The organism is Parabacteroides merdae ATCC 43184 (assembly GCF_025151215.1).
Taxonomy (GTDB): Bacteria; Bacteroidota; Bacteroidia; order Bacteroidales; family Tannerellaceae; genus Parabacteroides; species Parabacteroides merdae.
Genome location: NZ_CP102286.1, coordinates 1,369,484 through 1,382,420 on the forward strand (window position 1 = coordinate 1,369,484; position 12,937 = coordinate 1,382,420).

Annotated in this window: 12 protein-coding genes; 5 read left to right on the top strand and 7 right to left on the bottom strand. The window is 46.9% G+C overall.

Annotation, left to right across the window (positions count from 1 at the left end):
* Positions 1 to 94: 94 nt before the first annotated feature.
* A complete protein-coding gene (locus tag NQ542_RS05555) occupies positions 95 to 532 on the bottom strand; it encodes a DNA-binding domain-containing protein (RefSeq protein WP_005638092.1) in 438 nt (145 codons plus the stop codon).
* A gap of 410 nt (positions 533 to 942) precedes the next feature.
* On the opposite strand from NQ542_RS05555, the gene ispE reads away from it, so the two are divergent.
* Genes ispE through NQ542_RS05575 form a run of 4 tightly spaced genes read left to right on the top strand, consistent with a single transcriptional unit; the run spans position 943 to position 5,483 of the window.
* Positions 943 to 1,752, top strand: a complete 810-nt coding sequence (gene ispE, locus NQ542_RS05560) for a 4-(cytidine 5'-diphospho)-2-C-methyl-D-erythritol kinase (RefSeq protein WP_005638094.1) — start codon at positions 943 to 945, stop codon at positions 1,750 to 1,752.
* Positions 1,749 to 2,333 carry a class I SAM-dependent methyltransferase gene (locus NQ542_RS05565; protein ID WP_005638096.1) on the top strand — a complete coding sequence of 195 codons (585 nt, stop codon included), beginning with the start codon at positions 1,749 to 1,751 and terminating at the stop codon, positions 2,331 to 2,333. The genes ispE and NQ542_RS05565 overlap by 4 nt, the downstream gene beginning before the upstream one ends.
* Before the next feature lie 13 nt (positions 2,334 to 2,346).
* Complete coding sequence (locus tag NQ542_RS05570; protein ID WP_005638097.1) at positions 2,347 to 4,839, top strand: S9 family peptidase; 2,493 nt, start codon at positions 2,347 to 2,349, stop codon at positions 4,837 to 4,839.
* 11 nt (positions 4,840 to 4,850) lie between these two features.
* A complete protein-coding gene (locus tag NQ542_RS05575; protein WP_005648946.1) occupies positions 4,851 to 5,483 on the top strand; it encodes a chloramphenicol acetyltransferase in 633 nt (210 codons plus the stop codon).
* Positions 5,484 to 5,586: 103 nt separating this feature from the next.
* On the opposite strand, the gene NQ542_RS05580 is transcribed toward NQ542_RS05575, so the two are convergent.
* Positions 5,587 to 6,588 (bottom strand): malate dehydrogenase, encoded by a 1,002-nt coding sequence (locus NQ542_RS05580; protein WP_005648944.1) that lies wholly within the window; start codon positions 6,586 to 6,588, stop codon positions 5,587 to 5,589.
* A gap of 205 nt (positions 6,589 to 6,793) precedes the next feature.
* On the opposite strand from NQ542_RS05580, the gene NQ542_RS05585 reads away from it, so the two are divergent.
* Positions 6,794 to 8,608, top strand: coding sequence for a YgiQ family radical SAM protein (locus tag NQ542_RS05585; RefSeq protein WP_005638100.1), 1,815 nt, complete (start codon positions 6,794 to 6,796; stop codon positions 8,606 to 8,608).
* Positions 8,609 to 8,719: 111 nt separating this feature from the next.
* Here the strand turns inward: NQ542_RS05585 and NQ542_RS05590 are convergent, their stop codons facing one another.
* The 5 genes from NQ542_RS05590 to recN form a co-directional block, all read right to left on the bottom strand.
* Positions 8,720 to 9,100: a RidA family protein gene (locus tag NQ542_RS05590; RefSeq protein ID WP_005638101.1), complete on the bottom strand. Its 381-nt coding sequence runs from the start codon at positions 9,098 to 9,100 to the stop codon at positions 8,720 to 8,722.
* A 21-nt stretch (positions 9,101 to 9,121) separates the two neighbouring features.
* Positions 9,122 to 9,871 (bottom strand): 23S rRNA (guanosine(2251)-2'-O)-methyltransferase RlmB, encoded by a 750-nt coding sequence (rlmB, locus tag NQ542_RS05595; RefSeq protein WP_005638102.1) that lies wholly within the window; start codon positions 9,869 to 9,871, stop codon positions 9,122 to 9,124.
* A 108-nt stretch (positions 9,872 to 9,979) separates the two neighbouring features.
* Positions 9,980 to 10,420, bottom strand: coding sequence for a hypothetical protein (locus NQ542_RS05600; protein ID WP_005638103.1), 441 nt, complete (start codon positions 10,418 to 10,420; stop codon positions 9,980 to 9,982).
* 2 nt (positions 10,421 to 10,422) lie between these two features.
* Positions 10,423 to 11,199 carry a hypothetical protein gene (locus NQ542_RS05605; protein ID WP_005638104.1) on the bottom strand — a complete coding sequence of 259 codons (777 nt, stop codon included), beginning with the start codon at positions 11,197 to 11,199 and terminating at the stop codon, positions 10,423 to 10,425.
* 65 nt (positions 11,200 to 11,264) lie between these two features.
* Complete coding sequence (gene recN / locus NQ542_RS05610; RefSeq protein ID WP_005638106.1) at positions 11,265 to 12,929, bottom strand: DNA repair protein RecN; 1,665 nt, start codon at positions 12,927 to 12,929, stop codon at positions 11,265 to 11,267.
* Between the last annotated feature and the right edge of the window lie 8 nt (positions 12,930 to 12,937).

The following is a 12,937-nucleotide window of genomic DNA, read 5'->3' on the forward strand; positions in this document are numbered from 1 at the left end:
AATTATTATGTAGTTTATACTTGTTTTATTACGGCCATCGTATAAAAAAGGGAACATCAGAGTTCGCCCGGCCTTTCTTCATCCTCACCTACCCTCAGTTTATAAGGGAAGCGATTACGGCGTACCTCTTTAAGGACGGTTTTACTAACGGGGTGAGTTGCGAGTTGACCTTTGCGGTCACGACATCTGTAACGGCAGTGATTGTGGGTAGATTTTCCTCCTTTGCAGGATCAAAAGTGGCTCCCGGCCCGATAAACGGCCCGTCGACTCCGAGGGAGTTGTTCATAAAGCCAAATTCCACGGTAGAACCAGAGTACATCTCTTCTTTCGCCGTCTCTTCTAGATCGTTGCACATGCTCTCATACTCGGCAGCAGTGTACTTGCTCCCTTTGGCTGCCCTTATCCGGCAAAGGTCTTTGATAGAGCGGTTTGCGACATAGGTTACATTGCATGTGAAGTCATCCTCACGTTCGGTCAGTACGTTGGCTACCAATTTGCCTGTGATACTGCGCTTTTTAGGTTCGTTTACCATGATATTTTAATTTAATTAGTTCGTTATGAACTAAGTCGATTACTAAAATTCAAGACCTGATATGACTCTTGAAATCGGCTACAGTAAAGAGAATGGCGATAAAAAGCCAACGGGTGATCACCCTTATTTATACCATAACCGGCGATTCTAAGTATAATTTAATTCGCCCATAGGTAAAGTAAATTCAAAAAATGCCTGATAAATAACAACTATATATAAGTAGTTACAGGATATTTAGTATCTTTGTCAACCGTATAACCATAGTTCATAACGAACTAAGTTATCATTCCACCATCTGTAAACTTACCAGATTTACATCCACCAGCCATAATTTGACACAGTTGCCCCATGATTTGTATGGAAAAGTTTGTATTAATACTTACATTTGCCAATCATTAAAAAAGAAACGTATGATCAGTTTTCCTAATGCCAAAATAAATCTGGGGCTGAATGTTGTTAGCAAACGTCCCGATGGCTACCATAATATCGAAACTATCTTCTATCCGATCCCGGTGAAAGATGCGCTGGAAATAGTCAGAGCCGATACATTCTCTTTCACACAAACGGGAATACCGGTAGATGTTCCAATAGAAAAAAACTTGGTTGTCAAAGCACTGAATCTGCTGAAGTCACGGTACAAAATCCCGGAACTGGAAGTCCATCTGCTGAAAGCCATTCCCTTCGGAGCCGGACTTGGCGGAGGCTCGGCCGATGCTGCCTTTATGCTGAAGTTGCTGAACGACTATTGCGGACTTCATATCCTGGAAGACAGCTTGGAAGAACTTGCCTCCTCCATCGGAGCGGATTGCCCGTTCTTTATCCGCAATACGCCGGTATTCGCATCCGGCACGGGAAATATCTTCGAAACGGTGGAATTGTCGCTGGCAGACTACCATCTCTGTCTAGTCAAGCCGGATGTTGCCGTCTCGACACCGGAAGCCTATTCGATGGTGACGCCCGCAGCTCCGGCAATCTCTTTGAAAGAAATCATTCGGAGACCTGTCGGAGAATGGAAAGAATTGATGATAAACGATTTTGAAAAAAGCGTATTCCCGAAACATCCAGTCATTGCAGGGATTAAAGAAACGCTGTATGAAAAGGGAGCCGTCTATGCATCTATGTCCGGCTCCGGCTCTTCCGTGTTCGGACTGTTCAAAGAGGCGACAGACCTCAAAGGCTTGTTTGCCGATTGTTTTGTCTGGGAGGGACAACTGCCATGAACAAGGTAGCGGATTTCTCCGACACCCTTGCCGACCGGTGGGACGAGCTTTGCTACCATGATCCGGAAAAGCTGAACGACATCCTGCGACGGACCGGCCTGCGGAAAGGACTCCGTATATTGGACATAGGATGCGGGACAGGCGTATTGGAAAGTTATCTCCTGCCCTATTCCCCCTTACAAATCGTGGGAGTGGATATCTCTCCGGGGATGATCGAAAAGGCACGAAGCAAATACGCGACACCTATCGTCGACTTCCGTTGCCAGGACGTACGGGACATACGAGGAAAATCTTTCGACTATATCATCGCCTACAGTGTTTTCCCCCATTTCCAGGAACCAGAGAAACTGATCTCCCATTTAGCCGGACTACTGCCGGTTGGCGGCAAACTGGTGGTCTGCCACAGCGAAAGCCGCGACAGGATCAACGGACACCATGACAAGCATGCCGGAAAACTCTCGGAAGGATTGCCTCCCGTGGAAGAATTGGCACGCATGTTATCCCCTTTCTTCACTGTCAGCACGATGGAAGACAGTGACCGACTCTATATGATTAGCGCCACCCGCAAACAGACATTCTAAATATACATGATACATGAATCAGAAGATTAAACTTATCCCGTTACTCCTCTTTTCGGCTTTCGCCACACAAGCGGCAAAAGACGTTAAAGTGATGCAGTACCTCCATGCCGGGCCGATTACGGTCAACAAACCGATCCTGACAGACAGCTTGAACGTCGATGGCAAACCTTTCGAAGCGAAAAACCTGGTCAAGTCGACTATCCCGTTCGGCCGTGCCCTCGGCAATGCAGCCGTTATCGACGCGGATACCGCCGGACTGATTACCGTCCCGACGCCCGAAAAAGGATATGCCTTGCATCTCTATTCGTTCTACCTAAACAGCGACCGTTACACGAAAGGTTCGCTGGAGGTTTCCGGGGCGGGTACATTCGAAGTGTTCGTCAACAATAAACCGGTCGGCGCCACTTCCGAGTTGGCTTTGGAACCGCACCGTTATGAAGTGGTAATCAAATATCTGACAGCCGACACCGATACCTGTCCGTCCACGCTGACAGCCAAATTTAAGAGCGAAGAGGAAGCAAAGGTCATAGCCTCCCTCGATCCTGAAAAGCGGTACACGCCACGCGATATCCTGGAAGGAACGCAATTCCGGGGAACGAGCGTTTCACCTGATGGAAAATATGTATTGGTAAAATATTACACCCGTATGGAAGGTGGGAAAAGCGAACAATACGCCCAATTGCGGGATGCTGCGACCGGACGGATTTTATTGCAGGACAAAGGGTTTATCTTAACTGCCGACTGGATGCCGACGAGCAGCAAGATGTATTTCACCCGTACCGGAATGAACGGGAAAGAGTTGGTAACCGTTGACCCGGCTACCATGCAGGAGGAAATCTTGGCGGAAAATCTGCCGGAAGGCAGCTTCAGCTTTACTCCGGATGAAAAGACATTGCTCTATACCATCCAGGAAGAGGGACCTAAAGACGGACCGGATATGCTCCGTATTCTGGAACCGAACGATCGTCTGCCGGGGTTCCGCAACCGTTACTTGATCTGGCGCTACGATCTTCAAACCGGTTTATACGAGCAGTTGACATACGGGCATAACAATACCTTTATCAATGATGTCAGTGCCGACAGCCGTTACCTGCTGTTCAGTACCAATGAGCAGGATTACACTTCACTGCCCCACTCCAGCAATTCCATGTATAAGTTGGATTTGCAGAGCATGGCGGTCGACACCTTATGGGAAAGAGCCAAATACATCAATGGGGCGACCTTCTCACCGGACGGCAAGCGGTTGATGGTATTCGGTTCCGGCAATGCCTTCGACAATATCGGCCTGAACATCAAAGAGGGGCAGATATCCAACACCTACGACGGACAGCTTTTCCTGTACGATCCGGCAACGCGGAAAGCGAAAGCGCTTACCAAAGACTTCAACCCGAACGTCACAAGTGCACAATGGAACAAATTCGACGGACAGATCTATATGTTGACGGAAGACCAGGATTACCAGCGTGTCTATACCTGCAATCCGGCCAACGGGAAAATCCGCCGCCTCGACCTGCCGGAAGACGTCATTTACAATTACTCGCTAGCCGAAGCCGCTCCGGTCATGTATTACTACGGACAGAGCGTATCCAACGCCAACCGCCTGTACAGCTACAACACCAAGAGTAAGAAGACACAACTGATCTACGACTTGTCGGCTGACAAACTGAAAGACATCCAATTCGGAGAAGTGCACGACTGGAATTTCACCTCTACCGACGGGACCATCATTCAAGGGCGCTATTATCTCCCGCCCAACTTCGACGCATCCCGGAAATATCCGATGATCGTCTATTATTATGGCGGAACCTCTCCCACTAACCGTGCGTTGGAATTCAGCTACTCCATGCACATGTATGCAGCCCTCGGCTATGTGGTCTACACTCTGAACCCAAGCGGCACGACCGGCTTCGGACAAGAGTTCGCCGCCCGTCACGTAAACGCCTGGGGAGACAAGACCGCCGATGAAATCATCCAGGGAACAGAACAGTTCTGCAAAGAACATTCGTTCGTCAACCCTAAGAAAATCGGTTGCGCCGGTGCCAGCTATGGCGGTTTCATGACACAATACCTGCAAACAAAGACCGACCTGTTTGCAGCCGCTGTCAGTCATGCGGGCATCAGTGCCTTGAGTAGCTATTGGGGTGAAGGTTACTGGGGATATGGATATTGCTCGGTTGCCAATACAGGCACTTATCCGTGGAATAATCCGGAGTTCTATACCAAACATAGTCCGTTATTCAATGCCGACAAGATAAAAACACCTCTCCTCTTGCTTCACGGAAATGCAGACACGAACGTGCCCGTCGGGGAAAGCATCCAGATGTTCCTGGCTTTGAAACTACTTGGAAAAACAGTCGAGTTCGTACAGGTAGACGGAGAGGATCACGGCGTTGCGGATTATAAGAAACGTCTCGAATGGCAGAACACCATCTTTGCCTGGTTCGCCAAATACCTGAAAGACGAACCGCAATGGTGGGATGCGCTTTATCCGGAAAGGCATTTATAAAAAAGGATGAGATGAAGCAAGTTATCGATTTAGACAATTGGAACAGAAAAGAGCATTTCGCTTTCTTTTCTGCATTCGACGACCCCTTTTTCGGGGTTACAACTCTTGTGGATTTTACTAATGTCTACAGACAAAGTAAAGAACAGAATGTTTCTTTTTTCCTTTATTCCCTTCATTTCTTACTGAAGTGTGTAAACGAAACCGATGCATTCAAATTACGAATAGAAAAAGACTCGGTAGTCCGTTATGATACGATCCATATCTCTCCGACTATTGGGCGTGAAGACGGGACTTTCGGTTTCGGCTTTTTTGAATACGATCCGGATATCGATCTGTTTATCCAAAAAGCAACACAGGAAATAGAAAGGGTTAAGAACGGAACAGGATTGTCTTTTTCCAAAAATACAAGTAGACAAGATGTTATTCGCTATTCGGCATTACCTTGGTTCGCTTTTTCCGAAATGAAGCATGCCACATCTTTTAAGAACGGAGATTCCGTTCCGCGTATTTCTACAGGGAAATTGATGCAGGAGAATAGCAAATACTTGTTGCCCATTTCGGTCTGTGCACATCATGGACTTATGGACGGACGAAACGTTGCTGAACTTATCCGGAAATTATCGGATAATCAAACTGCACTGTAATCAATAAAAAAGAGTATGCCAAAGGAGGAATGGAAAATCCTTTCGGCATACTCTTTTAATAAATATCTATAACCTGATAACCTAAATCTTTTTACCTATCCCTTCATTTAATATTCGGATTCAATGCGTGCCACTCGGAGATCGGAGGCAAAACACCCATTGCGATCACTTCGTCGCGCAATGCGCAAAGATGTTTGTAGCTCTTTTCCAAAGCAGCTTCTTCTTCCGGAGTTCCTTTTACTTCTTTCAATGCTACGCCGTCTTTTGTAATGGAAGTTTCCCACGCCATCATGATATGGTCGAACTTGCCATTGGAGACATAAGCGCCGGCAGGCCAGCGGAACGGTTTACCGCCCATAGCGGCAGCAATCATCTCGATGGAAACATAAGACGGGCTTTGGAAAGAAGAACGGCCGCGCAAAGCAATGATATTGGCGCCACCTTTCGTCACCTTCGTCTGGATTTCAGCCCACCGGTCTTTAGTCAAGGCATCCGTGCCGATCATGCCAGCCAACGGTTTGCCTTCCACTTTCGCAGTAGAAGCGTAAACAGCCATTTGTTCGCCATGGCCGCCGTATGTACGGCAGTTCTCTACAACATCCATAGATACGCCGAAATGTTTAGCCAGTTCGCTACGCAGGCGGGTAGAGTCCAAAGCAGCCAAAGTCGTCACCTGCGAAGGTTTCAAACCTGAATACAACAGTGTGATCAAACCGGTGATATCGGCCGGATTGAAAATAACTACGATATGCTTGACATCCGGACAATAAGCCTTTACGTTCTTACCGAATTCTTCGGCGATAGCGGCATTTCCTTTCAGCAAGTCTTCACGGGTCATTCCTGCCTTACGGGCAGCCCCACCGGAGTTTACGATATATTTAGCACCAGTCAACGCTTCTTTGATATCGGAAGTAAAAGTGATATTAACACCTTCGAAACCGCAATGGAACAACTCTTCAGCCACCCCTTCCAAACCAGGAGCGTACGGGTCATACAAACAAATATTAGAAGTAAGTCCCATCATGATGGCTGTCTGAGCCATATTCGAACCAATCATACCTGCTGCCCCTACGATCGTGAGCTTTTCGTCTGTCAATGTTTTCATATTGTATTGTTTTTTAATGATATGTTTTCTATTAAAACATTTCCGGCTACTATAAAGTTCGCTTGCAAACTTTATTTTTCCTTTTATTTGCAAAGGTAAAAGATTTCCATACCCCTTGTACATCATTAATTCCTATCACCCATAAGCAAAAGTTATAACTTGAGCCCGTCATGACAGACAGAATATAATTTGTATCTTTGCAGTCATGAGAACATTCAAACCGGAGGCATGGCTGCCTACAACAAAGAAAGAAGTTGAAGCCCGCGAATGGGACTATATAGATGTGATACTTTTCAGCGGTGACGCATATGTGGACCATCCTTCATTCGGAGCCGCCGTCATCGGGCGGACACTCGAAGCGATGGGACTGCGTGTAGCAATCGTTCCGCAACCGGACTGGCGTGGAGACTACCGGGATTTCAAGAAGTTAGGAGCCCCTCGCCTGTTCTTCGGAGTTTCTGCCGGAGCGATGGATTCGATGATCAATCACTATACGGCCAACAAACGCCTACGCAGTGACGACGCTTATACTCCGGACCGTCGTGCCGGCATGCGCCCGGATTATCCCAGCATCGTTTACACGAAGATACTGAAAGAAATCTACCCGGATGTTCCCGTCGTATTAGGAGGTATAGAGGCTTCCCTGCGCCGAGTCACGCATTACGATTACTGGCAGGAAAAGCTGCTCCCCGGAATCCTGAAAGACAGCCCGGCGGATTTACTGATATACGGCATGGGAGAACTTCCCCTGAAAGAACTGGTCAGTCGGTTACAAGCCGGAACTCCCTTCCATGAGATCAAAGATATACGGCAGACCGCCTATTTAACTGATACGGTAGAGCCGCTACCTGACGATATCAATCTCTTTTCCCATGAAGAATGTCTGCGCGACAAGCTGAAACAGGCCAAGAACTTCAAACATATAGAGGAAGAATCCAACAAGCAGCAGGCTTCCCGCATCCTGCAAAAGGTAGGCAAACAGACAATAGTCGTCAATCCTCCTTTCCCACCTATGACGGAAGAAGAGATAGATGCGTCGTTCGACCTGCCCTACACCCGCCTGCCCCATCCTAAATACAAAGGGAAGACGATACCGGCTTTCGAGATGATCAAGTTCTCGGTAAACATCCACCGGGGATGTTTTGGGGGCTGTGCTTTCTGTACGATCTCGGCGCATCAGGGAAAGTTTATCGCCTCACGAAGTAAAGAGTCCATATTGAAAGAAGTTAAGGAGATCACCCAAATGCCGGACTTCAAAGGATATCTGAGCGACCTGGGCGGCCCTTCGGCCAATATGTACCGGATGAAAGGGAAGAATCCGGATATCTGCGCCCAGTGCAAGAAACCTTCTTGCATCTCCCCTGTCATCTGCAAAAACCTGAATGCAGATCATACGCCGTTGTTAGATATATACAAAGAAGTGGACAGCATGCCGGAAATCAAACGTTCGTTTATCGGTAGCGGCATTCGCTATGACCTGCTCTTGCACCGGTATGCGGATGACAATCTGAACAAGGCAGCCCATACCTATATGGAGGAACTGATAGCTCACCATGTCTCCGGCCGCCTCAAAGTCGCACCCGAACATACGGAAGACAATGTCCTGAAGATGATGCGCAAACCTTCATTCGAGCTTTTCGGGCAATTCAAAAAGATATTCGACCGTGTAAACAAACAACACGGATTGAACCAGCAATTAATCCCTTATTTCATATCCAGCCACCCCGGTTGTACCGAGGCGGATATGGCAAACTTGGCTATCCAGACCAAGAAGCTGCATTTCCAACTCGAACAGGTACAGGATTTTACACCTACCCCTATGACACTGGCAACGGAGATGTACTACACAGGGTATCATCCCTATACATTGGAAAAGGTATATACGGCCCGCACGAAAGAACAAAAACTGGCACAACGTCAATTCTTTTTCTGGTACAAGCCGGAATTCCGCCGCCAGATAACACAAGCATTGCAACGAATCGGGAAAAAGGATTTAATAGGCAAGCTGTTTGGGAGGTAAGTCGCCAAGCAAGCAATAATAAGCATAAAGAGCCGGGTATGCAGATGACACGGAAAGAACGGATAAACATTCCATCCTATCCGCGTCTTGGCTCTTTTCCCTAAATACAACTTATTCCTTTACGGCAATCACTTCAATCTCCACCAGACCGTTCTTCGGCAATGTCTTGACTGCGACAGCAGAACGGGCCGGGAAAGTACCTTCGAACTGAGAAGCATATACTTCATTCATAGCAGCGAAATCACTCATATCGGCCAGGAATACGGTTGTCTTTACGACATCGTTGATGCTAAGGCCGGCTTCTTCCAGAATTGCATGTACATTCTTGAATGCCTGTACGGTCTGTTCTTTCACTCCTCCTTCTGCGAAATTGCCTGTTGCGGGGTCAAGACCCAACTGGCCGGAAGCAAACAGCATATTTCCTACTTGTACTGCCTGACTGTACGGACCGATAGCGGCAGGTGCGTTTTTTGTTGCGATAACTTTCTTCATTGTTTCTTTATTTTAATAACGTTATTGTGCTTGTTCATTCATCCGCTGGCGAACCACTTCATAGATCAGGATGGAAGAGGCGACCGATACGTTCAGCGAACCGATCGTACCGAACTGCGGAATCTTCACCATGCTGTCGCAGATACGAAGATTATCCATCGAAACTCCCGTATCTTCGGCTCCCATCACGATCGCCACAGGTCCGTCATATTTAATAGCCGTATAATTCTCAAAAGCTTTTTCACTGGCTGCATAGACTTTTACTCCGGACGCCTGTAAAAAACGGATGGCCTCCGTAATGCTTTTTTCCTTGCAGACAGACAATACATGGAGCGCACCGGCCGAGGTCTTAATCGCATCGGCATTCACCGTTACGCTTCCCCTTGAAGGAATCACGATCGCATCCACACCCGCACATTCGCAAGTACGGGCAATCGCACCGAAGTTACGGACATCCGTAACCCCATCCAACAACACGATAAACGGATTCTTTCCCTGCTCATATACAAACGGAATAATATTTTCCAGCCGTTCGTATGTGATAGCCGGGATAAAAGCTATTACTCCCTGATGATTCTTACGTGTCAAACGGTCGAGACGTTCGGCAGGCACACGCTGTACAGGTATATCACGTCCTTTCAGAACTTCAAACAATTCACGAGACAAGTCTCCCTGCAGTTCACGTTTCACCAATATTTTATCAATCTCCTTATCGGCCTGGATTGCCTCGATCACGGCACGGATGCCGAACACCATTTCGTTTTCTTTCATTATTCTATATCTTTTCCGTTTTCATCACCGGACTATTTCGATTTTTCCCGGCTTTATGCGGACAAAGATACAAAAGATTTACGCTTTTATTATATACTCTCGTATATATTAGCTATTGCTTTTCAGCTTATGCCGTGACGATGAATAAGCCCGGATCAAGAATAAAATACCGGTAATAATCAAAGCAGATGAAAGTCCGGTATAAAATACCGAAATAAAAGAGTTGGGAAGCAATTGGAAATGACGGATCGTAACACCGAAAGTAATCATAAAGATCATCACGATCCAGCCTTTCACATCAAAAAATGAAAAAGGACAGTTCTTTTCCCCTTTCTGGGAAATCCGCTCGGAATGTTTAACAAACAAACGGCGAAAGACAAACTGGAAGAAAAGCAGGAAAACAACAATTGCCTCTCCGACTTTAAACAGCCAGTAATGGGCATCGTTCAACCACGTGATGATGCCGATCCTTAAGATATTGATGCCAGCTATGATCCAAACGCATCCGGCTATCAAAAGCAGGGTGCGTCGGTTTACTCTAAATTCCATTATCAGATACTTTTCTCTATGCTCCGCCTGTCACTCGTACGTTGGCGGCTATTCGTGCGATCCTTGTCAGACCGTTTGTCCCTATCGTAATGCCTGTCTTTATCCCGATCCGGACGTTTCTTGTCAAATTTGTCCTTATCGTGCTTATTCTTGTGATGATCGGAACCGGGACGGCCTCCCTGATGGCTCGGACGATCGTATTTGCCGGGCTTCCACTGCCCATTGTCATGATGTGGACGGCCATTGTTATGATGTGGTTGAGGACGATCATATTTACCGGGATACCATTTGCCGTCGTCGAAACGGTCAAACCATCTATTGTTTGTATATTCCCATTGGCAATGCCAATAATGATCTTCATAACGATGGCACGCATTGGACGGACGGTAGTGCGGATAATGCGGATTATTGTACCAACCTCTCCAGTCATGGATGCGTGTCGGTGCCTCACGGACGAAACGCACATACAAACGAAACTGCGAAGGCGAAAGGATACGCTGTAATTTCCGGTCCCGTTCCATACGCAACTTATATATCTTCCGGGCAGACTGATCCCAATAGCGATAATGCTTGCGTGCTTCACGCTCGATCTTCTCTCCGTACCGATGAATGATCTTATGATACTCGGCAGCTTGACGGTTCGTCATGCGGATTGCCTGTTCCATCCAGAGGCAGTTCTGGCAATGGGGTTCATTCCATCCGAAACTGATCCAAAATTGTGCATGTCCCTGCAAGCTGCAAAAAAGGATCGCTATTAATAGAATACTCAATTTCTTCATGTCTCTCAATTTTAAATTAGCACTTACACTCTGTTGCTATTATGACCGGATCGCGATGAAAAGGTTTAAATCTTTGATTTCAACAGCTCTTTCGCATTTGCAATAGAAGCACTGGTCAACGAAGCACCGCTCAGCATACGCGCAATCTCTTTTACACGCTCTTCTTTATTCATTTTCCTGATACGGGTTACGGTCCTTTCATCCGTATCCTCCTTATAAACAAAATAATGGTCTTTCCCTTTTGCTGCGATCTGGGGGAGATGGGTAATGGCAAAAACCTGCATCTTCGTACCTAGTTCCTGCATGATATCCCCCATTTTATCGGCTATATCCCCGGAAACCCCCGTATCCACTTCATCAAAGATAATGGCAGGCAACGCCGTAAATCCGGCAATCATCGCCTTGATACATAACATCAGGCGGGAGATTTCGCCTCCGGATGCCGTCTGGGCCACCGGTTGCAGTTCCGCACTCTTATTGGCGGAAAACATAAACCGGATTTCATCCATTCCATCGCTTTCCGGTTCCTGTTTAGGTACGAAATCGATCGCAAATCGCATATTCGGCATGCCTAACGGGACAACCATTTCTACCAATTGGGAAGCGATGGCTTTCGAGGCGATCTTACGCTGCTCGCTCAATACGGCTGCCTGTTGAAGCAGTTCCTGGTGAGAGACTTCCAACTGCTTTTTCAACGATTCGATCTGTTCATCAAAAGAATCGATCTCCTTCAGCTGCTTATTATATTTATCCAGCAACTCCATCAGCTCTTCGACTTTGGAAACCCGGTGTTTCTGTTCCAAGGTGTATAACGTATTAAGACGTTCGTTCACCCAATCCAAGCGCTCAGGATTAAATTCTATGTCCTCCTTCAGGACTTCCGTTTCGGAAGCCAGGTCGTTCATATCGATATAGGCAGAACGCAGACGCTCGGCTATTTCTTTCGCTTTCGGATAATAACGTTCCAGACTGTCTGCGGTGGAAAGGGCCTCTTTTATCAGTTGGACAGCTCCTTGTTCCTCCCCGTCCAGCAATCGGGTTATCTTATAAAGAGAACCTTTTATCTCTTCGGCATGAGAAAGGGTTTCCAGCTCCTGTTCCAGTTCTTCCTGTTCACCAGCAACCAAACCGGCATCGGCCAACTGCTCCAACTGAAAACGTACATAGTCTTCCTCCTGCTTGGTCTGGAGAGCCTTTTCGGTCAACTCTTTCAGTTCCTTTTTCAGAGACAGGTATCGGCTGTATTCCTTTCGGTAAAGAATCAACAGGATATCGTTTTCGGCCATTACATCGATTACTTTCAGCTGAAACCGGTTATCTCCCAACAAAAGATTCTGGTGCTGCGAATGGATATCGATCAGCCGGCTTCCCAATTCCTTCACTACAGAAAGCGGGACAGGCGAATCGTTTACGAAAGCACGGGATTTACCTGATGCAAACAATTCCCGGCGAAGAATGCAAATCTCCGCATCATACTCCAAGTCATTCGTAAGAAAAAATTCTTCCAATTTATATCGGGAGACATCAAAGACTGCTTCTATCACACACTTTTCAGAACCGTTCTTAATACTCTTTCCATCCGCACGCTGTCCCAAGACCAGGGATAGGGCCCCCAATATAATAGACTTTCCTGCACCCGTCTCGCCGGTTATCACAGAAAAACCTTTATCAAACTTAATGTCCAAGCTGTCTATCAGAACAAAGTTACGTATAAATAAAGACTTCAGCATAGCTATTC

Excerpts from the sequence above, each read along its gene's own strand:
- NQ542_RS05555 (WP_005638092.1), bottom strand. The coding sequence starts at position 532 with ATGGTAAACGAACCTAAAAAGCGCAGTATCACAGGCAAATTGGTAGCC.
- ispE (WP_005638094.1), top strand. The coding sequence starts at position 943 with ATGATCAGTTTTCCTAATGCCAAAATAAATCTGGGGCTGAATGTTGTT.
- NQ542_RS05565 (WP_005638096.1), top strand. The coding sequence starts at position 1,749 with ATGAACAAGGTAGCGGATTTCTCCGACACCCTTGCCGACCGGTGGGAC.
- NQ542_RS05570 (WP_005638097.1), top strand. The coding sequence starts at position 2,347 with ATGAATCAGAAGATTAAACTTATCCCGTTACTCCTCTTTTCGGCTTTC.
- NQ542_RS05575 (WP_005648946.1), top strand. The coding sequence starts at position 4,851 with ATGAAGCAAGTTATCGATTTAGACAATTGGAACAGAAAAGAGCATTTC.
- NQ542_RS05580 (WP_005648944.1), bottom strand. The coding sequence starts at position 6,588 with ATGAAAACATTGACAGACGAAAAGCTCACGATCGTAGGGGCAGCAGGT.
- NQ542_RS05585 (WP_005638100.1), top strand. The coding sequence starts at position 6,794 with ATGAGAACATTCAAACCGGAGGCATGGCTGCCTACAACAAAGAAAGAA.
- NQ542_RS05590 (WP_005638101.1), bottom strand. The coding sequence starts at position 9,100 with ATGAAGAAAGTTATCGCAACAAAAAACGCACCTGCCGCTATCGGTCCG.
- rlmB (WP_005638102.1), bottom strand. The coding sequence starts at position 9,871 with ATGAAAGAAAACGAAATGGTGTTCGGCATCCGTGCCGTGATCGAGGCA.
- NQ542_RS05600 (WP_005638103.1), bottom strand. The coding sequence starts at position 10,420 with ATGGAATTTAGAGTAAACCGACGCACCCTGCTTTTGATAGCCGGATGC.
- NQ542_RS05605 (WP_005638104.1), bottom strand. The coding sequence starts at position 11,199 with ATGAAGAAATTGAGTATTCTATTAATAGCGATCCTTTTTTGCAGCTTG.
- recN (WP_005638106.1), bottom strand. The coding sequence starts at position 12,929 with ATGCTGAAGTCTTTATTTATACGTAACTTTGTTCTGATAGACAGCTTG.